Source organism: Caldanaerobius fijiensis DSM 17918 (assembly GCF_900129075.1).
GTDB classification, from domain to species: Bacteria; Bacillota; Thermoanaerobacteria; order Thermoanaerobacterales; family Caldanaerobiaceae; genus Caldanaerobius; species Caldanaerobius fijiensis.
This window is the reverse complement of record NZ_FQVH01000022.1, coordinates 1-22,048: the sequence shown is the minus strand read 5'-3', so window position 1 is coordinate 22,048 and position 22,048 is coordinate 1. Positions and strand designations below refer to the sequence as shown.

Genomic DNA, 22,048 nt, shown 5'->3' with positions numbered 1-22,048 from the left:
GTAACAGGCAACAATTATACCGGCGGTCTGGTGGGGTGGAACAATGGGAGCACCATCACCAATAGCTACTCTACGGGCAAGGTGACAGGCAGCAGCTACACCGGCGGTCTAGTGGGGGGGTAACAGCCTTATCTGGAGCAATATTTACAAAAGTTACTGGGATACGCAGACGAGCGGCATGACCACATCAGATGGCGGCACGGGCGAGACGACAGCTCAAATGAAACAGCAGGCCACATTTGCAGGCTGGGACTTCACGAATGTGTGGGCTATAGACGAAGGGAAGTCGTATCCGTACTTGAGAACAAACGAGCAGATACCGCATCCCGGAACAAACTAATAGGTTTGATTGCGAAAGAGCACGGTTTTTTAGCCGTGCTCTTTTTTTATTGGGCGCACGAGAAGTGCGCACCAAAAGAAAGGAGTGGTGTTATGGGTAAGCTGTTCAGGAGAGCAGACACAGAGAAGAGGGAGGTGAAAGACGTGGAGAGGACATGGTTCGGGAGGATGGTGAAGAACGTGCACAACAACAAGGGCTTCACATTGGTGGAGCTGCTGGTTGTTGTGGCGATCATAGCTATCCTCGCAGCGGTGCTGGTGCCGAGGCTCTTGGGCTACACCGACAGGGCACGTCAGGCGAGGGCGATGAGCGATTTGGGCACGATGAAAACCGTCATTGAAACCTACACGGCAGACGAAGGACAGGGTGTGTATCCGTCAAAAGACAACACAACTGATAATTATGTAGGTAAGGTGTTGAAAGACGGCGGCATCAACTGGACAGGCGGTACAGACGGTATCAAGGACCCGTGGGGACATCCGTACTACTACGATCTTGTAAAGGATTCCAACGGCAATGTGACAGGCTATATCATCATATCTCCGGGCAAAGATGGCCAACCCAACAACTCCGATGACGTATATACAACCGACAGCGTACAGCCGACAGTTGGACAGCCCGCAACAACTATCGATCAGACATCAGCAGCAGCTTCCGCACAATAATAGTCGTTAAAGCAGAAGGCAGGGAGAAATCCCTGCCTTCCGCTTTTTCATGAACAGCATTTTGCTTATGGACATGGATGTTCTGTTTGGAGGCGGTTTTGTGGTTTACAGAGTAAAAACATATATTGCAGGCAAAGTACAATCATTTACAGTAGAAGCTGATAGTGAAAGGGAAGCCATAGAAAGAACATATGAAAAAACGGGTGCAGAACGTACGACAATATTAAGCGTCACACCTGCAGAGCGCGGAGTAAAAGATAAAAAGAAAAAGTCCGGCAGGGTAAAGCCGAAAGACCTTGAGCTTTTCTGCAGACAAATGAATGCGTTGATTTCTTCCGGTATAACCGTATTGGAAGCCATAGAGACGCTCTCGGACACAGAGAACAGACGGCTCAGGACGATTCTGAAGGAAGCTGCCGACAATATAAAAGCCGGTTTTTCGCTTTCGTCATCTCTGGGTGGCTATCCTGACGTGTTCGATACGGTGTTCATAAGCACGATACGTGCGGCAGAAGAATCCGGTTCGCTGGAAAGCGCACTCCTGTGGCTTGCAGACAACTACAAGAGGACGGATGACTTCAAAAGGAAGCTCAAGCAGGCTATAACGTACCCGTCAATCGTCGTTGCGTTTGCGATAATCGTAGCAGTCGGACTTTTCACGTTCGTTGTTCCGAAATTCGCACAGATGCTGACGCAGGGCGGGGTTAAAATTCCGCTTATCACTCAAATTATGCTGTATATATCCTCGCACTTCATGTACTTTGCAGCAGGCTTTCTCGGGTTAATATTCCTGCTTTTTGTGATTTTCAAGCTCTTAAAGAAGAATGAAAGGATATTTGCAAAAGTGGAGCTTAAAATGCTCGGCATACCCGTGATAGGAAGAATTTTCAGGCTTATGAATCTTGCAAAAATATTTTGGGTGTTGACGCTTCTCATTCAGGCAGGTATACGGTTGGATTATGCGCTTGAGATAGTGCAGAACCTGACGGGCTTTGTATCCCTGCGCCGGGAATTTGAAACAGCACGGTTGACGATAGAAAAAGGCGGAACCCTCTCTGCAGGATTGGCCGACTCGGAATGGATACCCCCTGCGGAGCTCAAGATGGTGACCGTCGGCGAACGATCCGGTAACCTTGAAAAGATGACCGAACAGGCAGCTTCATTGCTCGATAAGGAAACTGACGTGCTTCTGGAAAAGCTGCCCCCTCTGATTGAAACATTCACAACCATGCTTGTCGGCGTCGGCGTGCTGGTGATACTGCTCTCACTTTTCCTGCCGATGGTGTCCATGTATCAAACAATTAAATAGGAGGTGCTTTTATGAGACGTGAGATACTGAACATTCTGATAGAAAAGGGCATAATTTCAAAGAGCGATACCGAAGGCCTTATAGACCCCGAAAAGGAACTCATACGGGCAGGCAAGCTAACGTATGAGGATATAGCCAACGCAACGGCGGAATACTACAAGCTTCAGCGCGTGTACCTGGCTGCAGACGCAAAGCCTGCCGTGGAAATACCTGCGGAGCTTGCAAAGAAGTACAACGTGTTTCCGGTTAAAATCGAACAGAAAAAACTGTACCTTGCGGTGGCCGATCCATCGGACATAAATGCAACGGACAGCGTGAAGATAGCGACGGGCTTCGATATCGTGCCGGTTGTGGCAACGGCAAACGAAATAGAGCGTGCGGTGAAAAAGTGGTACGGACGTGAGATGCCCGATGTGGAAGTTACAAATGAAGAACCTGAAGAAGAAAATTCATTAGATGACCCCGATTCACCTGCGATAAGAATAGTGAGAGATATAATAGATGGTGCTCTGGCAGAAGGCGCAAGCGATATACACATAGAACCGCACAAAGAGGGCACGGATGTGAGGTACAGGATAGACGGCGTGCTGCAGAACATAATCAAGTATCCCAAAAATGTCCATTCTTCAATCGTATCGAGGATAAAGGTGATGGCAAGGCTCAACATAACCGAAAGAAGAGTACCGCAGGACGGCAGAATTATGATAAAGCAGCCGAGAGAAGCCGACCTTAGGGTATCAACGCTTCCAACGGTCTACGGTGAGAAGGTCGTAATAAGAATACTGGACAAAGAAAAAAAGATACCGACACCTGAAGCTCTTGGATATACGGGCACGGCACTAGAAAGAATTTCAAAAGCAATAAGAGCGCCTTACGGAATGATACTCCTGACAGGCCCTACGGGTTCAGGGAAAACAACTACGTTGTATTCCGTCTTATCACAAGTATATTCAAACGATATAAACATAATTACGGTGGAAGATCCGCCTGAGTATGAATTCCCAGGCATAAATCAAGTGCCGGTGAACACAAAGACAGGCCTTGATTTTGCAACGGCACTGCGCGCTATCCTGAGGCAGGACCCGGACGTGATAATGATAGGCGAGATACGCGACCATGAAACGGCAAAAATAGCCGTGCAGGCTGCCATGACGGGCCATCTGGTGCTGTCCACACTTCATACAAACGATGCAGCTTCTGCTCCGGTGCGTCTTTCCGATATGGGGGTTGAACCGTATCTTATAGCCTCGTCGCTTGTATGCATTGCAGCCCAGAGATTGGCAAGAAAAGTCTGCCCATACTGTGCGGAAGAATATACAGTTGATGCAGGTGATTCTGTGGGTGAAATTTTAAACCTGCAGGGTATGAAGGTCAAAAAAGGCAAAGGTTGCGCGCACTGCAACTATACAGGTTGCAAAGGCAGAACGGCAATCACGGAAGTTTTGTACGTTGATAATGAAATACGTGAGCTCATAAGAACCGGCGCACCTGCGGAAGAAATAAGAAAGCAGGCGGTTAAGAACGGCATGATAACGCTCGAACAGGATGCCAAAAACAAGGTTATACAAGGAATTATCCCGCCCGAAGAGGCGGTAAAAAATATATTCAAGGCATAAAAGGGGTATGAAATATGGCAAAGAAGAAACTTTCGGCAGGTTTTTACATTTCGGACAGCTCGATATATATGGCCTTTGTAAAAGATGATATAGTGACAAAAGATAAAGTTCCTTCTGAAGAATTTGAAAAGGCGGAAAAAATGGTGAGAAAGTTTCAGGACGTTGTGACGTGTGTGTCTGATCCGTCAATAGTGTACAAAAACGTCATGCTTCCGCAGGAGCTGAAACGGAAGGAGATATCTGAAGCGGTGAATCTGCAGTTTGCCGAACTGAACAATATACAGGATTACCGGGTTTATCACATCATGACGGATTACACGGTTGAAAACGGCATAAACGTGATATGTGTTGCCGTGCCGTTGAAGGTTATAAACAGTTTTGCCGAAAGGTACAGAGGCAGGTTCACCGCACTTGATTTAAGCATTTTCGCTTTGTGGCGCGGTGCGGTGTACAACCGGAAAGATACGAAAAAGCCCGTCATAATAACCGCACAAAGCAATGAAACGATATATATGGCTGCAGGGCGTGAAACGATTGAGTTTGTCAGGGAATTTTCATCAGATGCAAGCGCTGATTTTGAACGCCTGCGCTCAATCGAATACTACAGAAACGCATTCAACGCCGAAGACGCTGAAGTTGTCGAACTCAACGAAGAAGAGAGCATGTACGCGATGGCATTGGGCTGCGCACTCATGCCGTACGACAGCGCCAGTACGAACTTGCTTCCTCAGGAGTACAAAAGACTGCGCCCTACAGAGATGAGAAAACCAAAGTGGTATGAGGTTGCAATAGTTGTTGCAACACTTGCGGCCAGCATAACCGCTGTACCTTATGTGTGCGCGTACAGGCTTGACAATCTTGCTAAAAACTATCAGGCAAACCTGATACGCGCTGAGATGTCGTCACAGCAGGCAAGCAGACTGCAAAACGAAATAAGGCAGTACAGGGAGCAGATAGACGCGGTGCAGTCGTTTCGCATACAATCATACGCCGAGATGGTAAACAATATAAGATACGCATTGCCTCAAGATTGCGAAATTGAGAAATTGGAATTCAAAATAACCAGCACGCAGCAGACAGATATACCGCAAAAATTTAAATTGCCCAAAATACAGTTTGGAAATCAACAGAATAATCAACAGAGTAATCCTCAAAATAATCCACAAAGCAATCAGCAAAGCGGACAGCAGGAACAGGGCAATCAGCAAAATAATGCACAGAACGGCAATTCAGATAAGCAGGCGCAGAATACAACGATCAGTCCTTCAGACAGTCCGGACATCATATCAATAGAGGCAAAGTCGAAAAGCATAAAGTCGATAGGATTGTTTATCGATAACCTTTCAAGATTGCCTTTCATAAAAAATGTTTCGGTGGGAAAGACAACGTACGAATCGTCAGTTTACAGCTTCACCATAACAGCAAATATCTCTCCTATGTAGAAAGGAGATGGCAAATTGATTAAAGATGTGTTGAAAGATAAAAAAAGATTAGTGTTATACGCGGTTGCGGCAGCAGGTGCAGTTGTCATGCTTTATCTTTTCTCTTCAGGGATGAACAGGTTAAAAACAGCAGAGGCAAATTACAACAGCGTAAAAGCACAGGTGCAAGCGCAGATGGCAAGAGCATCTGTACTTGTAAGCGCCAAGAATGAACTTGCAAATGTGAAAAAACAGTGGGACAGCATAAAGCAGCCGTACGTAATAAATGCAGAAGGGGGCAGTTTTTATGACGAACTTGGCACTCTTGCAGAGAAGTACAAAATAAAGGACATTTCAATAACTCCGCAGCCCGTACAGAACGGGTTTCACAATGGACACTTGAGAGCGGTGCCGTATGAGCTTGAAATAAAAGGTCCGTTTCCCAACGTGTTCAACCTGATGGCAGGGCTTGAAAAACTGAAAACTCCAGCAGAGATAAAACCGATTTCAATACAGCAGCAGGACAGCGGGATGGTATCGGTGAAAGCAACAGTGTTTTTATACTCGCTTAACCCGCCTGAAATTAAAGAGTTTGTAAACGGCGTAAGCGGAAGATATGATCCGTTCTTTAACCCCGAGATACAAAAAGCAGTTCAAAAATCGGAGCAGGCTAACGGTACGCAGGTAAGCGCACAGACAAATAATGTAACAAACACGCAAACAAATAATACAACAAATATGCAAACGAACAGTACAGTGAGCACGCAAACAAATAACGCAGTAAATGCTCAAACAAATACGGTTCCACCCAATAATGGGCAAACAGCCACAGCGCAGCAGAATAATACTCAAGCAGCAAATACATCACAATCCAATAATGCACAGACAGGAACAGCACAGCAGAATAATCCGCAAGCAAGCCCAACACAGCCAAACAATGTCGGCACAGCACAAACCGTACCGCAATACCAAAAACAAGCCAACTGAAAGGAGGGGTGCTTTTCATGAAGTTCAAACAAACAGTACCGGCATTTCTGCTTTCCGCCGTTTTGATGATGGGTATTCCTGCACAGGCAGGGGAGCACGCACCGCCACTTCTTCAGAAAAACCAAAATCAGCAGGTGCAATGCTTTCGGCATTCATTTCCTGAAAAAACCGTGTTTCCGTTCCAGCAATACAAAATTGTAAGCCAGTATGGTTTTTCAGATAGCGGATTTCGACCCTACACAACATTTGATGTGCACGGATACGTGTACGCACCTTTTGATGGCAATTTGAGTTCGGATGAGCATGACGTTACCCTTCAGGCCGGTGATGTGAAGCTCGTGTTTGAAAATGCAGAGCCTATGCTGAATGACGGTCCAGTACAGATGGGAGAAAAAATCGCATACGCAGACGGAACGGTTAAGCTGCACATGTTTTCCAGAAACATGCCGGTGGATTTCCTTTTTTCGTTTTTCCCTGATAAGTCGGAATTGAACCTGAAAAAGCAGATGGAAGAAAAGGCAAAAAGTGAATTTCAAACGCAGTTTCAGATGCAGCTTCAAGCACAGCAGAAAAAACAAAAAGAAGAAGATAAAGCACAATCGGGAAATGCTAAAAATCAGAGAAATACGCAACCAGACAATACCGGAAAAGCCGACGCACAAAAAAGCTATGCTGCGGTAAGCTTGCAGAGAACACTCCCTAAAACGGAATATGACAGCATTTTTGACGAAGCGGGGAAGGAAACAAACATAGACCCGCTGTTTTTGAAGACGGTAGCGTACGTTGAAAGCGGGTTTAACCCAAAAGCGGTATCTCCTAAAGGTGCAGTGGGCATAATGCAGCTCATGCCTCAAACCGCACAGATGCTGGGCGTGAAGGACGTATACAACGCCGAAGAAAACATAAAGGCAGGTGCGAAATACCTGCGGATGATGGCAGATGCATTTAACAACAACATAGACTTTACCCTTGCCGCGTACAATGCAGGCCCGCAGGCCGTTAAGCAGTACAACGGCATACCGCCGTATCAGGAAACGCAGAACTTCGTCAGAACAGTTAAAGATCTCTATGCAAGTTTAAATAGGAAATAGGACATGGATGTCTATTGGACATACATATCCTATTTTTTATGGGGGGGGTGAAAAAGATAATGGACAGATTGAAGAAGATAACCGCATACGTACTGATTGCAGTTTTTGGGATATTTGCATTGATACAGACAATACCTAACATAAGAGCGGACACTCAGACAGGTTTCATAGTGGCAAGTGCAGGGAAGGACGGACAGTTTGGAACGAGCGACGATATAGTGGCGACAGATTTGGAAACGGCAACAAATCGGTCTGCGAATATTTCGACAGCAAATGCAGTGCCGTCGGCAAAAAATTCTCAGAATAATATTTCATCAACAAGGATTAGAATAGCAGCGGGATATGCACATACAGCAGCATTAAAGAGCGATGGCACGGTATGGACTTGGGGAAATAACCGCTATGGCCAGTTGGGAGACGGCACGACAATAGATAGAACCACACCGATACAGGTGAAAGGTTTAACTGATGTGATAGCAATAGCAGCAGATTCGCCGTCCAAATCAGTATTTACTGGACACACAGTGGCTTTAAAGAGCGACGGTACTGTTTGGACGTGGGGATGGAATGCCGGCGGACAATTAGGTGATGGCACGACAATAGGTAGAACCACACCGGTACAGGTGAAGAACTTAACCGATGTGGTAGCAATAGCAGCAGGACAAGGCCATACGGTAGCACTAAAACGTGACGGTACGGTCTGGGCTTGGGGATACAACGGCTACGGCCAGTTAGGTGACGGCACGACGACAACACGAACAACCCCCGTGCAGGTGCAAAACCTTAATCTCAATTAGAGCAGGATATTTTCCTGCTTGTTTTTTTTATGGAGGTGGTTTTTTGCATATAGATGAAATATTGAATCTTGCAGTGGAAACAGGTACTTCAGACATTCATATCACAGTTGGCGTACCTCCCATGCTGAGGATTGATGGGCTTCTGCTAAAAATTACAGAAATATGCGGAAGAGACGCTGTCATCAATTTTCTGCGGAAATTTCCTGAATGGGGTAAATCCGTTGACGAGAATACGGCACAGTTTCTCATAAAACAGCTTTTTAAGGATGATAAGCGCTACAGGGAGTATGTCAACGGTAAAAACTGCGACTTTGCATACGAAACCGAAAATGGCCTGCGTTTCCGTGTAAACACGTTTTTTCAGAAGGGTAAGCAGGCAGTTGTTTTAAGGGTATTGCCCAAAAAGATACCTGAAATTAAAGAACTTTTTGCCGCGTTCCCCGAAATGATGATGACTCTGTACAGGTTTGCACAGCTTCCGTACGGGCTTGTGCTTATAACGGGACCTACGGGGTCAGGCAAATCGACAACGCTGGCGGCTCTCATCAACTACATCAACGAAAAGTACCACAAGCACATAATAACTCTGGAAGATCCGATAGAGTACCTACACCATCATAAGAACAGCGAAATAAACCAGCGTGAAGTGGGAACAGATGTGATGAGCTTTGCAGACGGACTGAGAGCAGCTTTGAGGGAAGACCCGGACGTCATACTGGTGGGAGAGATGAGGGACCCCGAAACGATAGCAACGGCACTTGAAGCGGCAAGAACGGGACACCTGGTGCTGTCCACGCTGCACACGAACACGGCGGCAGAAACGATAGATCGTATAATCAATGTGTTCCCGCCGGAACAGCAGAACAACATACGTACAGACCTTGCAGAAGTTCTGCAGGGCGTCATATCCCAGCAGCTTTTGAGACGTAAGGAAGGAAACGGCCGCGTGCTTGCTGCGGAGATCCTTGTCGTCACTCCACCAATAAAAAGCTTCATACGCGACGGCAAGACTCATCAGATCAACAACGCGATACAGACAGGGCGTGATGAAGGCATGATACTCATGGCAAAGTCGCTGTCCGAACTCATAAAGCGCGGGCTGATAACGATGGAAGCGGCAAAGGAAAAAATCAGTGACGAAAAAATGCTTGAACGATACTTTGGATGAGAGGCAGCAATGCCTCTATCTTTTTTGTGTAAAAAATGATGGGAAATAAGCAATAAAAGAAAAATGGCAATGAAACTCCTGCAAAGATATCTTGAATAGAAGGGAGGATAGAAAATAAATGTATACAAAACTTTCACGGAACAATGAAGGTTTTACCATGACGGAACTCCTTGTAGTTGTAGCAATTATTATCATTTTGTCGTCCGTGATTGTTCCCAGATTAATGCTTGCAACAACCTATGCACGCTATTCCAGAACAAAGGCAGAAATGGCTACTTTTCGGACTATAGTTGAAGCCTATGAAGCCGATCAAGGAAACAGCAGCTACCCAAAAGCTTCTAATGATTTGCAAAATTCTGCCTCCATAGCTTCTGTATTTGCAGCAGCAGGTATTAAATGGGGAACGTCTGATGGTATCAAAGACCCGTGGGGACATCCTTATTTGTACAGTGCAGCGCCACGTGACATTTCAACGCCTAACGTTATGTACAGCTATGCTTTCGTTTCTGCAGGCCCCGACGGTAAATTTGGTAATGCTGACGATGTATGGTGTACCGATGACCAGCCACCGCTTCAGCAAAATGATGCAGGATTATGGTTTGTTTCCGGAGTTTATCCGCAGGTTTTGTCAAACAGCAATCCTTGACTGAATATCTCTAAAATATTTTATCTGGCGGGTTTCCCGGGGAGTATAAAAGTGAAAGATTTTGCTACCGGGAAAACTGCAACCTTGGTGTATAACAATGCGGGAAATTTTGATGTTTCACAAGATGGTAAAATGATAGTATACGCTTCAAAAGAAACAGGACAATGGCAAATTTACAAGGCAATTGTGGACGGAAACAAACTGTCAAACATATTTATGCTTTCCGATGGGATTTCACGTTCAGAAGACCCGCGCTTATCATGGGACGGCAAAAAAGTTGTATATAAAAGGAACAACAATATTGTTGTATGTGACCTCAACGGAACTATTATACAGCAGATCACCAACGCATCCGATATTGAAAATTGGGCACCGTGTTTTGCGCCTGACGGAAGAATAGCATTCACAAGATGTTTAAACGAAGACTCTAAAATAGTCATTTGGGACGGCAGCAAAGAATTTGAAGCAGCATCCGGTTGGTATCCTGCATTTGGAGAAGACAACAGCTTGTATTTCGTCAACAGTCCGAGCAGCGGTGAAGATAACATATGCTGTATTTCTCCAAAGTCAACTTCCTTAAAAGTGCTGCCCATCAATGCTTATAGAAAAAGCAATGCTGATCCTCATTGGGTACTGGGAACAAACAATTTATTGACATTCACGTCAGACCGTGATGGCGGATATGCAGGATACATTGCCGACCTTATAAATAATAAAGTGTTCAAAATCGTCAGCGACGATTCGTCTCCGGTACTAAATCCGATTGCTGTCGTTAAAAACATAATAGAAAGGTTGTGATAGTATCTTTTACGCACTTTTATTCGCACTCGGCCTTGTAATCGGAAGTTTTTTGAACGTTGTCATTTACCGCATACCGGAAGGAAAATCAATAATATACCCGCCGAATTCGTTTTGCCCGAAGTGCGGACATAAACTTTCTCCGCTGGACTTAATTCCCGTGTTGAGCTGGGTGTTTCTCAAAGGCCGGTGCAGGTACTGCAAAGAGCCTATATCGGCAAGATACCCGTTGGTGGAACTGCTGACGGGTATCTTATACGCTGCGGTTTTCGCAGCGTCAGGTATAACCTTGAAAACCGCACTGTACTTGGTATTGGTGTCCGTGCTCACTGCGGTTTCATTCATAGATGTACAGCACGGGATTATTCCCTTTGAAATAGTGCTGACAGGGTTTGCATTCGCAGCGTTGATTCAGATCGCTTCGGTTGTAACCGGTGCAGCAGGCAGGCAGGAAATTCTGCAGTGCGTTTACGGTTTTCTGACTGCCGGCGGGATCATGTTCGCTCTGGCATTGACGGGAGGAATGGGAGGCGGGGATGCAAAGCTTGCGGCGTTGATGGGATTTGTGCTCGGCTTTAAGCTCGTTCTATTTGCCCTGTTTGCTGCGTTCGTTGTCGGCGCGTTTGCGGCCGTGATCGAAACTTTGTTTTTCGGAAGGTCAATGAAAAGCCGTATTCCATTTGCGCCGTATTTGACATTGGGAGGCATTGCTGCAATGCTGTTCGGCCAGCAGGTTATCAATATGTACGCTATGATGTTTTAAGGCACGCTTTCGGGCGTGCTTTTTTTATGTGGAGGTGAAGCCAGTTGAAAAAGATACTCAAGGTTGCAGTCATCCTTGCCGTGCTGGTGTTTGCAGGAGTGTTCATCTACCTTCAGAACACCCAGGGCACGGTGAACGTGGTGGTTGCGGCAAAGCAGATCAACGCGGGCACGAGAATCACAAAGGACATGGTTCAGGTTCAGAGCCTGCCGGTCAGGACTGTGCCGCAGGGTGTGGAGAAAGACTTAAACCACATAATAGGGAAAACCGTGAAGGTGGCAAGGGTGAAGGGTGATTTGATCCCACTTGACATTGTGACAGATATAAATGTCGTGCTTCATCCGGGAGAAGAACTTGCCAACATCCCGCTTACCGATGCCGATGCAAAACTTCTCAATGCAGGTGATATTATAACAATCATACCCGTGAGCAACAGCACGACCGCACAGGCACAGGCAGTATCGGGCATTGAGGTCGTAACCGTGTCCCAAAACACTTCGTCAACGGGACAGAGCACATCTACAGCACTCATAAGAACAACAGGCGAAGCTTTTAAGGTGCTTGCACCGTATATAAAGAACGGGAATTTTGTCATTGCCGTAGACCAACAGAAGTGAGGTGGTTTCATGATTATAGCCGTATACTCGCCTAAAGGCGGGGTTGGGAAAACAACAATTGCCCTTGCCCTTGCAACAACGGCAAAAAGAAAAACGTGTGCGGTGGAGTTCGACTTTTCACCGGGCGATTTTGTGTCAATACTCGATTTGGAACGGCAGAGAAATATCGTTGAGGCCGTTGAAGGCAGGCTGGATTACGCCATTCAGAAGCCGAAGGGGAAAAACTATGATGTGATAGTCGGCGGCTATCCCGACACGTACGAAAGGATCACGCAGGAAAACCTGAGGTGGCTTCTGGAAGAACTTGAAAAAAGGTACGATGTGGTGATCGTGGATGTACAACCCGGTTTCGTGGAGGGCTGCATAGACGTGTTTGCTATGGCGGAAAAAATACTGCTTGTAGTGGAAGATGATTATTCCGTAAACTCACGGCTTATCGGCAATGTTGACTGGGCAAGGGTGAATGGCTTTATCGATACTTCAAAAATCAGCCTGATTGTGAATAAGACCAGGGGTAGATTGCGCTATGTAAATATAACAGACCTTAAGTTTCCCGTTCTGTACGAGCTTCCGTATATAAGAAACATAAAGCCATTTAACGATAAGCGGGTATATAAGCATGCCGACAGAATATGGAGAAAGCTTCTGCCGGAAGATTACGCAGAAAAAAGGCGGTTTTTCTTTGCACCCAAACCGAAGCAAAGCGGTTCTCCTAAAACACAACCCGACACGCAAAAGCCTGCAGAAGAGAACGAAAACACGAAGATACCACAGACAGAACAAACTGCAGAGCGCAGTGAAGAAATTTTAACCGCAGAACAGGATATTTTGTCCGAAAATAATCCGGTTTTAGGGGAAGAAACAGGGGAAATGAAAGGAGATGGTGTTCCGATGGGCTTTTATGTGAACACGGGATACGAGCAGTTGGATAATGAAATCAGACAGAAGATTGCTGATGCCGGCGGTACAGGGGATACGGGCAGTGTTGCAGTCGTCTCTTCCATATTATACGCAGAAAGGTTTTTGAACGAAGGCAGGAGGGTAATATTCCTTGCGAAAGGTGCCGGTGATGCTGCAAAAGCGCGGGCATTGGGAGTGAAAGATGTATTTGTAAACCCATTCGACCTGAACGAAATAGTAAAAGCAGCCTGCGGAGAACTGCCGCAGGAAAGCATAAAGACTGCTGAAAGCGAGAAAAAAGGTACCGATGAACAAGCCTATGAAATGCTCCATGAGGATAAGAAAGAAAAAGACGATACGGACGGGGTACGTCACAAAGACGATTCTGAAGGAAGCGGGGCATACAGCGACAGCATGGACAATGCAGTTGTTAAAGAGAAACTTCATCAAGGGGAAAAGGAGGTTGTGTACGGCATGGAGACAGATATATACGGAGAGATAAGGAATATTATACAGAAATACCTGATTGAGTACGAAAGAAAGCTGGATGAGTACGAAGCAACGATAGCACAGCTTAAAGAGCAGATTCGGGAAAAGGACGGGGAAATAGAGAAGTACAAACAGAAGACGGAAAAGTTCAGCAGGCTTTTTTCAGAACTGCAGGGTTTAATGGGTGATTGAGTATGAGTCTGACGGCAAGGTCTAAAGCGATAAATAAAATAAATGCGGATATAGATTTCATAATAAACGCCGTAAGACCCAAGATGCTTTCGTATTTCGGTGACCCGAACATAAAAGACAGGCTCAGAATCGAAGTGAGGAAGGTGTTGGAGGTTAACTACCCGCATCTTCTGGCTGATGCCTCCATTATAACCGAAACCGTTTATGCAAAAATGTACGGATTAGGGCCTTTTGAAAAGTATCTGAAAATGGAAGGCGTTACGGATATTTTCAGTTTCGGCACAAGAGTGATGTACGTCAAGGACGGCATAAAAACCGACGATGAAGCCGGTTTTGCTGACATGGAAGAGGTGAGGGTTGTATATGAAAGGATTGTGGCAAACGCCGGGCAGTCTATATCAGCAGCTGAACCGTCGGTGGATGCCGAACTGTACGATGGAAGCCGTGTGAAGGTCATCATACCGCCCGAAGCCGCAGAGCCTTACATTATTATACGAAAGCATACCCAGATTAACAAGAACCTCGATGAATTAAAAACCGGTCTGAAAGGACTGGACGACAATGTTGGGATTGTGGAGCGCAGGAAAGAAAAAACGGAAAGCAGCATGAAATTCCAGGGCAGCATTGCGGAATATCTCAAGATGTGCGTCAGAGAAAGGAAAAATATCATAGTGATAGGCGAAACCGGCGCAGGCAAGACGACGCTCATAAATGCGCTGACGCACTATATACAGCCCAACCACGTCGTTGCAATACTGGAAGATACAAGAGAAATGGATGTGCCTTTGAAATACGTGTTTTACCTTAAAACGAGGGAAGCCAAAGAAGGAGCAAGGGCAATCACGTACGAGGACATACTGAACGACTGCCTGCGTTCCGACCCCGACAGGATAATTTTGACGGAGATAAGAACGCCGATTTCGGCATACACGTTCATACACACGTTGAACTCCGGCCATGCAGGTTCGTTCACCACGCTTCATGCCGACGATGTGGAAATGGGCCTTGACAGGCTGGAAACTCTGATAAAGGAATTTAAACCCATGGACACGGAGGTGGTGAGAAGGCTCATTGCAAAAGCCATAGATGTCCTTGTATTTATAGGTTTGGGACAGGATGAACTTGGTAACATGACTACAAGAGAGATAAAGGAGGTGGCAGAGCTAAACGGCCTTGATGAGAAGGGGAATTATCTCCTGGATTATAAATACATGAGATGGTAGCGCGGGTTTCCGCGCTTTTTTTGTGCACCTGTACGCGTGGTGCAAATGCTTTGGAAGACATCTTTTTGAGGAGGTGAAAAGCATGGACAGGATATTTGCAAAGGTGCTGTCGATGTACGTGAAGTTAAAAAACGACAGAAGAGCTGTAAACGAGTATCTTGCGACGATAGGACTGATAGCCCTTGTTGCAGGCGTGACCGTTATGGCAATACCTTCTGCAAGGGGTACGGTAGTCAACCTGTGGAACAACATGCTTTCGGGACTTAACACTCAATACACAAATATCTCAACCGGCAAATAAAAAGGCAGGGCATCCTGCCTCTTTTTTTAGAGGGAGGTGAAAAGCATGGGCAGAATATTTGCAAAGGCACTATCGATGTACGTGAAGTTAAAAAACGACAGAAGGGCCGTGAACGAATATCTCGCAACAATAGGGCTGATAGCCCTTGTTGCAGGTGTGACCGTTATGGCAATACCATCCGCAAGAGCGACGGTAGTCGGTTTATGGAACAACATGCTCAACAACCTGTCAACCAGCTATACTAACCTATCAACCGGCAAGTGAACAGCATTTTTCCATAAGCAGGGAAACCTGCTTGTTTTTTTTTCAGGAGGTGATTTATACGGTTTTCATTCTTTCGCTGATTGCTGGTTTAAGCTTTTTTGTACTCGTCATACTGGTTTATTCCGTGCTGGTTTACAGAAAGCAGGGTTTGATAAGAAGGATGGAGCGCCAGCTTATCGCTTCAAAGGAAAAAAAGTTCAGCATATTGGGTATGTTGGGTGCCGAAGATTTTTTGACGAATATACAGAAAAAATTGAAAAGGGCAGGGTTTAAATTCGATGCAGAGGAGACAATCCTCATCCTGTCTATATTTGCCTTTATTCTTTTCGTGATATGCGTTACTTCCGGATTCGGCTTGATGAGCTTTCTCGTACCGCCGGCGGTATTTTATCTGTTTTCCGCGTTATTGGACAAACTCGGCAGTATGAAATACGAAAAGCTCAATGTTCAGTTTGCAGATGCCGTACAGGATATGGCGGATTACCTGAAGGTGAGCGGGAACTTCATAAATGCCGTCGAAAAGGTGGCGTTTGAAGCAGATGAGCCGCTGAAAAGCGAGCTTCAGAAAATCGTGAGCAAGGTCAATGCTGGGATGAGCGTTCTGACAGCGTTGAAGGAATTTTCTGATGACATACAAAGCCCGCTCGTCGAATCGTGGGTGGATGCGGTTGTGTTTTCATTCCGCATGAAGGCAAACACCGCCGATGTGTGCGAAAGCGTGGCCAAAAAGGTGAGAATGAGACTTAGGCAGAACCAGAAAATAAATGCAATGCTGAAAGGCACGAAAAGCACCATTTATATGATCGTTGCGGTTATGGCGCTGATGCTCATTATGACGTACGCTTCAAGCCCCATGTACCTTGCCGTTTTCAGAACGTTTATGGGCAAAATAGCACTTTTGTACACAATTGTGAGCTATGCCGGAACCACAATTTTTATGCTCAAAAAGATGAACAAAGAAGTCAAATCGGTGTGAGGAGGTAATACAAAGTGAGGCCGAAAACCATAAGCAGAACAAAGATTGAAAAGGCTGTCGGCAAAAGCCTGTTTGAAAGGCTGGATAGGGAAATAAAGGCCATCGGGAAAATGAGGGTGTTCATTTTCGACATAGAATCCGCCGAAGAACTTTTTTCGGCTTTTGCAATCGTCATAGGGCTGTCACTCGCCGTCACCGCTTTCGGTGTAACGGTAAATATCCAGCTTGCCAAAGTGTTTTTCATGTTTACAGCCGGTATGGTTTTTATAACGTATTTAAAAACCTCCGAGTATATAAGCAAGTATAAGACGCGTCTTATGCAGGATAACGAGCTTCCCGCGGTGCTCAACACCCTTGCCCAGGGCCTTGAGGTTGGAATGCCGGTCGAAAACATAATGAGGTACATTGCGGAAAACAAAAAGGGAACTATGAGGGATATAATAAGCGAGGCGCTGAACAAGGTAAATGCAGGTGTACCCCTTGAAAAGTCTCTGGAGGAAGCAGCGCAAAAAAGCCTGAACAAGTATTTTATGCGTGCCGTGAGGATACTGGGAAAGGCGGATGAAACTCCGATAGGGCTTTCAGTGCAGCTGTACGAGCTTTTAAGCGAGATTGAAGAAGACAAACTGAACCAAAAAACAGCAAGGGCATCATCGCTGGACAACATGATGACGTTCCCGATACTTATAGGGTATTTTATACCGCTTTTGGTAATGGTCGTCCTGCCGTTTGTGCAGGATTTGGGTTCGATCTTCATGATAGGCAAATGAGCCGGAGTTTGCGTCTTCGAAAGGAGGCGAGAAAAATGAACGGAATACTTGCAAACGTGCCGGCAATGTATGCAAAGCTAAAAAACGACAGAAGAGCTGTGAACGAGTATCTTGCCACGATAGGGCTGATAGCCCTTGTTGCAGGCGTGACCGTTATGGCAATACCTTCTGCAAGAACGACAATAGTTGGCCTGTGGAACAACATGCTCAGCAGCCTGTCGAGCACTTTTTCGGGCATTTCATCAGGCCAGTGAAAGCGGGTTTCATCCCGCCTTCTTTTTTTGTGAAAATGATAATTCCTTAGTTTTCACAATTAAATAAATATACCAAGGTGATTTTTTTCCTAATATTTTTATGCTGTTTTCTGGAGGAGTTTTAGCTGGATAAGGTCCTAGTAATTTTATGTTTGATGACAAAGAAAAGTGGGAAAGTATTTTATCTAATTGCATTGGAGTATGAGCAAAAAATACGACATCTTTATTAGGAAAGTTGTTAATGATTTTTATCAAATCCTTATATGTCTCTTTTTTAAGGGTAAATTTGGAAAAATTATTTAATTTTTTTATTGTATGTAGTTGATAATGAGGTTCTATGTAAATAAAATTTTTGGGCAATTTAATTTCCTGTCTGTGTTTCTTGTCAAGTAAAATATACAAAGTTACTATTAACGATAATCTACTTGTTGCATATAACCATAAGAGTTTTAAATTAAGTACCTTTTTCCATACAGCAGCATATATCACATCAATTACAAGAAAAATAAATGTAAAAGTGCAAAAGCCTTCTAATATCAACCACTGAATTTTTATAAATGGCATAAAAGATGGTTTAAATATTAATACAATTAAGTTGATTAAAAAACCGTATAAAAAAGAAGATATCATGATAAAGAAAAATCCGTAAAAAAATTTGTCATATTTGTTTTTTACGTTATTATCGATAACTCTGAACAAAGTTGTTGGTAAAAATAGTAATGGAGAGAATATAATTTTCGCACAAAGGAAGAACGTAACTAGGTTTTTAATGGGAGGTATAATATGCTCATTTTCCATAATCATATTTCCTTCTTTCTTTTTGTAATAGGATTTATATTAATTATGTTGGGGATAACCCTACATATATTATCATGGATTTATCGAAAAACTTCAACAATCTATGTTTTTGACACAGATTACAACAATTACCTCATTCTTTTTGGTAGCGTAGCCTTCATTTTTGGAATAATATCATATTTTTCCGGCAACTAACAGAAATGATCGTACAGCGGGTTTCATCCCGCTTTCTTTTTTTGTGGAGGTGGTTTTTGTGTGTTTAAAAAGCTATTGAAAGATAAAAAAGGTCTTTCGTCATTTTTGTCGTCAGCTGCAATGATACCGATAGTATTCATGCTTTTTGCTATGTTCCTGCAGTTTACAATGATAGGCACGGCACAGCTTGCGGTGAACGAAGCGGCGTTTGAGGCGGCACGGTCGGCAGCAAGAAGCAGCAACCCGCAACAGACGGCGGTACAGACAGCCCAGAATTTTGCAAATGGCTTCATATTAGGCTGGAAGGACAAAATCACCGTTACCGTCAATATGCCAGATACGAACCCCGGAAGTCCTGTAACCGTGCAGGTGGCATACCCCGTACCACAGCTTTTCGCACTTTTCCAAACTAAAACCGTATACGGAGTGAGTACACAGGTATTGGAGGATAAACCGTAATGAGAATTTTAAAAGACAAAAAAGGTGAAGGCATGTTCTTTTTTTACATGATGCTTATCTTAATTGCGGGTATGTTTCTTGCGCTGCATTTTGACACGACGATGCTCATACTGCAGCGCGGAAAACTGTATGCAATTGCTGATGAGGCAGCAAACAAAGCAGCATGGGAGGTGTACAAGTGGGACAAACAGGGTATAGAGTCTGGAGGGAAGCCGAATGTAAGCGCTGACATGATACTGGCAGCTTCAATTGCCCAAAAAGTTTTTTTGGACAGCGGGTATACGCTCCAAAACGCGAAGGCTCATTTGGACGGCACATACCTCGTGGTAGAAGGAGATATAAACAGCGTATACGTACAATCGATACTGCCGGCAGGAACAAGCAATGTGCGGTTTCATGTAGAAGGCCGCGCTAATCTCAAAAAAATCAAACGGGGAGGTTGATATTTTGAAAAAACTGTTAGTCGTGTTGTTGAGTATATTTTTCACAGTTTCCGCTTCCGCCTGCACGCACGTGCAAAAAGCGAACACGGCAAAGAAGCAAACAATCGTGAAAGTTGAAGGCAATAAGGTCATAATAGACGGCAAAACCGAAAGCCTCAAAGACGTGATTTTCTCCAACGGCACGCCATCGGACATCAAGAAGGGAGCGGAAACGTATGTGTACAAGGTAAAAGGCAAAACGTATGTGCTTGTCTACAAAGGGTATCATGAAACACCGGTGAAGGGCGGAGCGGACGTATTCGGTAAAGTAGAGAGGACGACGGATGATGAAGTAGTGCTGGATGGCGGACATACATTTCCCGTTGTACCCGGTATAAAAGTGCAAAATGTACAGGATTTGAGCAAAGCTAGAAATTACAGTCCATCCTTGCTGCCCAAAGGTACGATCGTTAATATGTTTGTGAAAGCGGGAAAGGTGCTTGCTATCGTCAAGTATTGAAAGGAGGTGAAACCTCTTGAAAAAGTTTTGGGGAATTTTGATAGTATCCGTCCTTCTTCTGGTATGGATTCCGACATATGCGGATACATGGACGCAATATTTCCCTGCACAGGGTGACTACGTTTCAGGTGCAGCAATCATGAAAGACGATGGCAACTTGAACAGACAATGGATATACAAAGGCGGGTACACTTCGGTAACCGAGAATACCCAGATGTTCGATATGGAATGGGTGCAGTCGCAGGAATGGGTACCGCCGGTATACGAAACAAAACAGGTATGGGTGCAGCCACCGGGATATTATCAGTGGGATTTGCAGGGAATTGATCTTAATTACTATGCGTCTGCTTATGTGGGAGGTCGAGAATTATTAGAATCTGATAGGATTGGTTTTTATGATACAAGCGGGAATTGGCATTGGAGTTTAAATAATAATGACCTTTTAAAACCGCCACCTTCTAGTGTCACGAATATAGTGCAAAACATCATTGCCAATTGTAGTTCTTATGATGCAAATTATCCCATGGGGACGGTTATGGATGGATATGGTGGAGTTTACGGTACAGAATATAATGTAACAGATTATTTTACACGCTACTGGGAAGTAGTAATAACTGGGGGATGGATTTGGCCTGATTGGTATCTAAAACAATATGGAATGCCTAATAGTTACAATTATTATGTTTATTTGAATATTAGTGGGTATCCACGCGGGTATAATTGGCATGGAGGCTTTTGGTTAACCGCCCGTTACGATAAAGTGTGGCACATACCACCAGGTCATTGGGAAACCCAGCAGGTGTTAGTCCAGCCCGGTTACTGGAAAGATACATCGCATTACGAAACAGTGGTAAAGCAGGGAAGAGAAACTCATTTAGAATACACAGAAAGCCCGCATTGGTCGGAACCGTCGGCGATGATACCAGTATATGCCGATACCGGAAACTGATCCTCCTTCGGGAGGATTTTTTTCTGTCAAGTTAAGAAATTTTTGCTATAATTTTTATGTACAAAAATTTTGGAGGGTGGTTTTATGAAAAAAGTTAAGTTATTTCTAGCGCTGGTATTGTCGGCGGTTGTACTGGTTACGTCCGTGCCCGCATTTGCAGCGGACTTCTATGCCGTATCGGATTTTCCAAAATACATGTATCCGGACGGAAGCTACTACTGGGCAAAGAACGACCTCATACTTGCGGTAGCTGCCGAAATATTCAGGGGCGAACAGCCTTACCCGCCGACGTTAGAGTATGTGTTCAGGGGGTCAGGCCTTAACACGTGCAAGGTCATAGGGCCTTTATCTCCTGAAAAGCCCATAAACAGAGCGTCGTTTGCAGCCATACTGGCAAGGGCATTGGGGTTATCACAGCAGGCACCAAATATGCCGTTTAAGGATGTGCCTTCAAATGAGTGGTACTATCCGTACGTGTCCGAGCTTGTAAATCAGGACATCATACCTGTTGACTACTATAGGGATGGGAAGTTCAACCCTGCTGGAAACATCACGAGGCTGGAGATAGCCATATGGGTCACCAATGCTCTGGCGGTGAACCATGTGGAAATGCACGCGGTCACGCCGTCGTTCAAGGACTACAGCCAGAATGACAGGTGGCATTTGAATGTGGACTATGCGGTTGGCATGGGCATACTGAAGGGCTATGATGACGGCAGGTTCGGGCCTTACGATGCTGCAACGAGAGGGCAGGCTGCGGTGATGATTGTGAGAATGATGAGAAAACTGCCGTGCGACCTGACGCCCGATGAAGCGCTGAACACGATTAAGAACGCGGAAGCGGCCGTATCGAAACTGGAACAGGCGTATATGGTGGATAGCGAGCCGGATATAGTGCCGCCTCAAAAGCTAAGCGATCCCCTTATATATAACCGCATACAGAAGTGGCAGGATGCGCTGGCACAGTATCAGAAAGAGGCAAAGGATTATATCACCGACTACAACCTGTATCCGTGGGTAGAATCAACGGCACAAGTAAATTACGGACAGGGTACTGGTGCAAATTGGGGAAAACCATCTTACGGCGGTTTCGACAGACTGCAAAAGTACGGGTATAA

26 protein-coding genes are annotated in these 22,048 nt (G+C 45.0%); 25 read left to right on the top strand and 1 reads right to left on the bottom strand.

Translation table 11 applies throughout. The features are described 5' to 3' along the window. The 20 genes from BUB87_RS15080 to BUB87_RS09220 form a co-directional block, all read left to right on the top strand. A partial coding sequence (locus BUB87_RS15080) for a GLUG motif-containing protein (RefSeq protein WP_143156664.1) occupies positions 1-123 on the top strand: 123 nt, incomplete at its 5' end. Between the two features lie 309 nt (positions 124-432). Continuing rightward, positions 433-1,005: a type II secretion system protein GspG gene (locus BUB87_RS09310; protein ID WP_073344537.1), complete on the top strand. Its 573-nt coding sequence runs from the start codon at positions 433-435 to the stop codon at positions 1,003-1,005. A 100-nt stretch (positions 1,006-1,105) separates the two neighbouring features. Next, complete coding sequence (locus BUB87_RS09305; protein WP_159432387.1) at positions 1,106-2,314, top strand: type II secretion system F family protein; 1,209 nt, start codon at positions 1,106-1,108, stop codon at positions 2,312-2,314. An 11-nt stretch (positions 2,315-2,325) separates the two neighbouring features. After that, positions 2,326-3,930, top strand: a complete 1,605-nt coding sequence (locus BUB87_RS09300; RefSeq protein WP_073344532.1) for a GspE/PulE family protein — start codon at positions 2,326-2,328, stop codon at positions 3,928-3,930. A gap of 14 nt (positions 3,931-3,944) precedes the next feature. Next, entirely contained in the window at positions 3,945-5,372 is a 1,428-nt protein-coding gene (locus tag BUB87_RS09295; RefSeq protein WP_073344530.1) for a PilN domain-containing protein, read from the top strand. Positions 5,373-5,387: 15 nt separating this feature from the next. Then, the gene (gene pilO / locus BUB87_RS09290) at positions 5,388-6,338 is read left to right on the top strand and encodes a type 4a pilus biogenesis protein PilO (protein WP_073344527.1); all 951 of its coding nucleotides are present in this window, start codon (positions 5,388-5,390) and stop codon (positions 6,336-6,338) included. A 17-nt stretch (positions 6,339-6,355) separates the two neighbouring features. Then, positions 6,356-7,429 (top strand): lytic transglycosylase domain-containing protein, encoded by a 1,074-nt coding sequence (locus BUB87_RS14550; RefSeq protein ID WP_073344525.1) that lies wholly within the window; start codon positions 6,356-6,358, stop codon positions 7,427-7,429. A 47-nt stretch (positions 7,430-7,476) separates the two neighbouring features. Further along, the gene (locus BUB87_RS09280; RefSeq protein ID WP_200792794.1) at positions 7,477-8,226 is read left to right on the top strand and encodes an RCC1 domain-containing protein; all 750 of its coding nucleotides are present in this window, start codon (positions 7,477-7,479) and stop codon (positions 8,224-8,226) included. A 43-nt stretch (positions 8,227-8,269) separates the two neighbouring features. Further along, on the top strand, positions 8,270-9,394 hold the full coding sequence (locus tag BUB87_RS09275) for a type IV pilus twitching motility protein PilT (protein WP_073344519.1): 1,125 nt from the start codon (positions 8,270-8,272) through the stop codon (positions 9,392-9,394). Between the two features lie 118 nt (positions 9,395-9,512). Further along, on the top strand, positions 9,513-10,040 hold the full coding sequence (locus BUB87_RS09270) for a type II secretion system protein GspG (protein WP_073344517.1): 528 nt from the start codon (positions 9,513-9,515) through the stop codon (positions 10,038-10,040). A gap of 51 nt (positions 10,041-10,091) precedes the next feature. Then, on the top strand, positions 10,092-10,838 hold the full coding sequence (locus BUB87_RS09265) for a TolB family protein (RefSeq protein ID WP_073344513.1): 747 nt from the start codon (positions 10,092-10,094) through the stop codon (positions 10,836-10,838). A gap of 4 nt (positions 10,839-10,842) precedes the next feature. Continuing rightward, the gene (locus BUB87_RS09260; protein ID WP_073344511.1) at positions 10,843-11,601 is read left to right on the top strand and encodes a prepilin peptidase; all 759 of its coding nucleotides are present in this window, start codon (positions 10,843-10,845) and stop codon (positions 11,599-11,601) included. 44 nt (positions 11,602-11,645) lie between these two features. Then, positions 11,646-12,218, top strand: a complete 573-nt coding sequence (locus BUB87_RS09255) for an SAF domain-containing protein (RefSeq protein ID WP_073344508.1) — start codon at positions 11,646-11,648, stop codon at positions 12,216-12,218. Positions 12,219-12,227: 9 nt separating this feature from the next. Next, positions 12,228-13,799 carry a CpaE/TadZ family protein gene (locus BUB87_RS09250; RefSeq protein WP_073344505.1) on the top strand — a complete coding sequence of 524 codons (1,572 nt, stop codon included), beginning with the start codon at positions 12,228-12,230 and terminating at the stop codon, positions 13,797-13,799. Positions 13,800-13,801: 2 nt separating this feature from the next. Then, positions 13,802-15,022, top strand: coding sequence for a TadA family conjugal transfer-associated ATPase (locus BUB87_RS09245; protein ID WP_073344503.1), 1,221 nt, complete (start codon positions 13,802-13,804; stop codon positions 15,020-15,022). Between the two features lie 73 nt (positions 15,023-15,095). Further along, positions 15,096-15,323, top strand: coding sequence for a hypothetical protein (locus BUB87_RS09240; RefSeq protein ID WP_159432386.1), 228 nt, complete (start codon positions 15,096-15,098; stop codon positions 15,321-15,323). A 45-nt stretch (positions 15,324-15,368) separates the two neighbouring features. Beyond that, a complete protein-coding gene (locus BUB87_RS09235; protein WP_073344496.1) occupies positions 15,369-15,587 on the top strand; it encodes a hypothetical protein in 219 nt (72 codons plus the stop codon). Positions 15,588-15,618: 31 nt separating this feature from the next. Further along, positions 15,619-16,563 carry a type II secretion system F family protein gene (locus tag BUB87_RS09230; protein ID WP_073344493.1) on the top strand — a complete coding sequence of 315 codons (945 nt, stop codon included), beginning with the start codon at positions 15,619-15,621 and terminating at the stop codon, positions 16,561-16,563. A 14-nt stretch (positions 16,564-16,577) separates the two neighbouring features. After that, positions 16,578-17,333, top strand: a complete 756-nt coding sequence (locus BUB87_RS09225) for a type II secretion system F family protein (protein WP_084111130.1) — start codon at positions 16,578-16,580, stop codon at positions 17,331-17,333. 35 nt (positions 17,334-17,368) lie between these two features. Further along, complete coding sequence (locus BUB87_RS09220; RefSeq protein WP_073344489.1) at positions 17,369-17,587, top strand: hypothetical protein; 219 nt, start codon at positions 17,369-17,371, stop codon at positions 17,585-17,587. A 9-nt stretch (positions 17,588-17,596) separates the two neighbouring features. Here BUB87_RS09220 and BUB87_RS09215 read toward each other — a convergent pair whose 3' ends face one another. After that, positions 17,597-18,385 (bottom strand): hypothetical protein, encoded by a 789-nt coding sequence (locus tag BUB87_RS09215; protein WP_073344487.1) that lies wholly within the window; start codon positions 18,383-18,385, stop codon positions 17,597-17,599. A gap of 255 nt (positions 18,386-18,640) precedes the next feature. Here BUB87_RS09215 and BUB87_RS09210 point away from each other — a divergent pair, with 255 nt between their 5' ends. From BUB87_RS09210 to BUB87_RS09190, 5 genes are all read left to right on the top strand, one after another. Continuing rightward, positions 18,641-19,039, top strand: coding sequence for a hypothetical protein (locus BUB87_RS09210; protein WP_073344484.1), 399 nt, complete (start codon positions 18,641-18,643; stop codon positions 19,037-19,039). Beyond that, the gene (locus BUB87_RS09205) at positions 19,039-19,482 is read left to right on the top strand and encodes a hypothetical protein (protein WP_073344482.1); all 444 of its coding nucleotides are present in this window, start codon (positions 19,039-19,041) and stop codon (positions 19,480-19,482) included. The genes BUB87_RS09210 and BUB87_RS09205 overlap by 1 nt, the downstream gene beginning before the upstream one ends. A 4-nt stretch (positions 19,483-19,486) precedes the next feature. Beyond that, on the top strand, positions 19,487-19,981 hold the full coding sequence (locus BUB87_RS09200) for a hypothetical protein (RefSeq protein WP_073344479.1): 495 nt from the start codon (positions 19,487-19,489) through the stop codon (positions 19,979-19,981). A gap of 16 nt (positions 19,982-19,997) precedes the next feature. After that, a complete protein-coding gene (locus tag BUB87_RS09195) occupies positions 19,998-20,930 on the top strand; it encodes a hypothetical protein (RefSeq protein WP_073344476.1) in 933 nt (310 codons plus the stop codon). Between the two features lie 69 nt (positions 20,931-20,999). Further along, positions 21,000-22,048: S-layer homology domain-containing protein (locus tag BUB87_RS09190; protein WP_143156654.1), on the top strand; the 1,049-nt coding region annotated here is incomplete at its 3' end.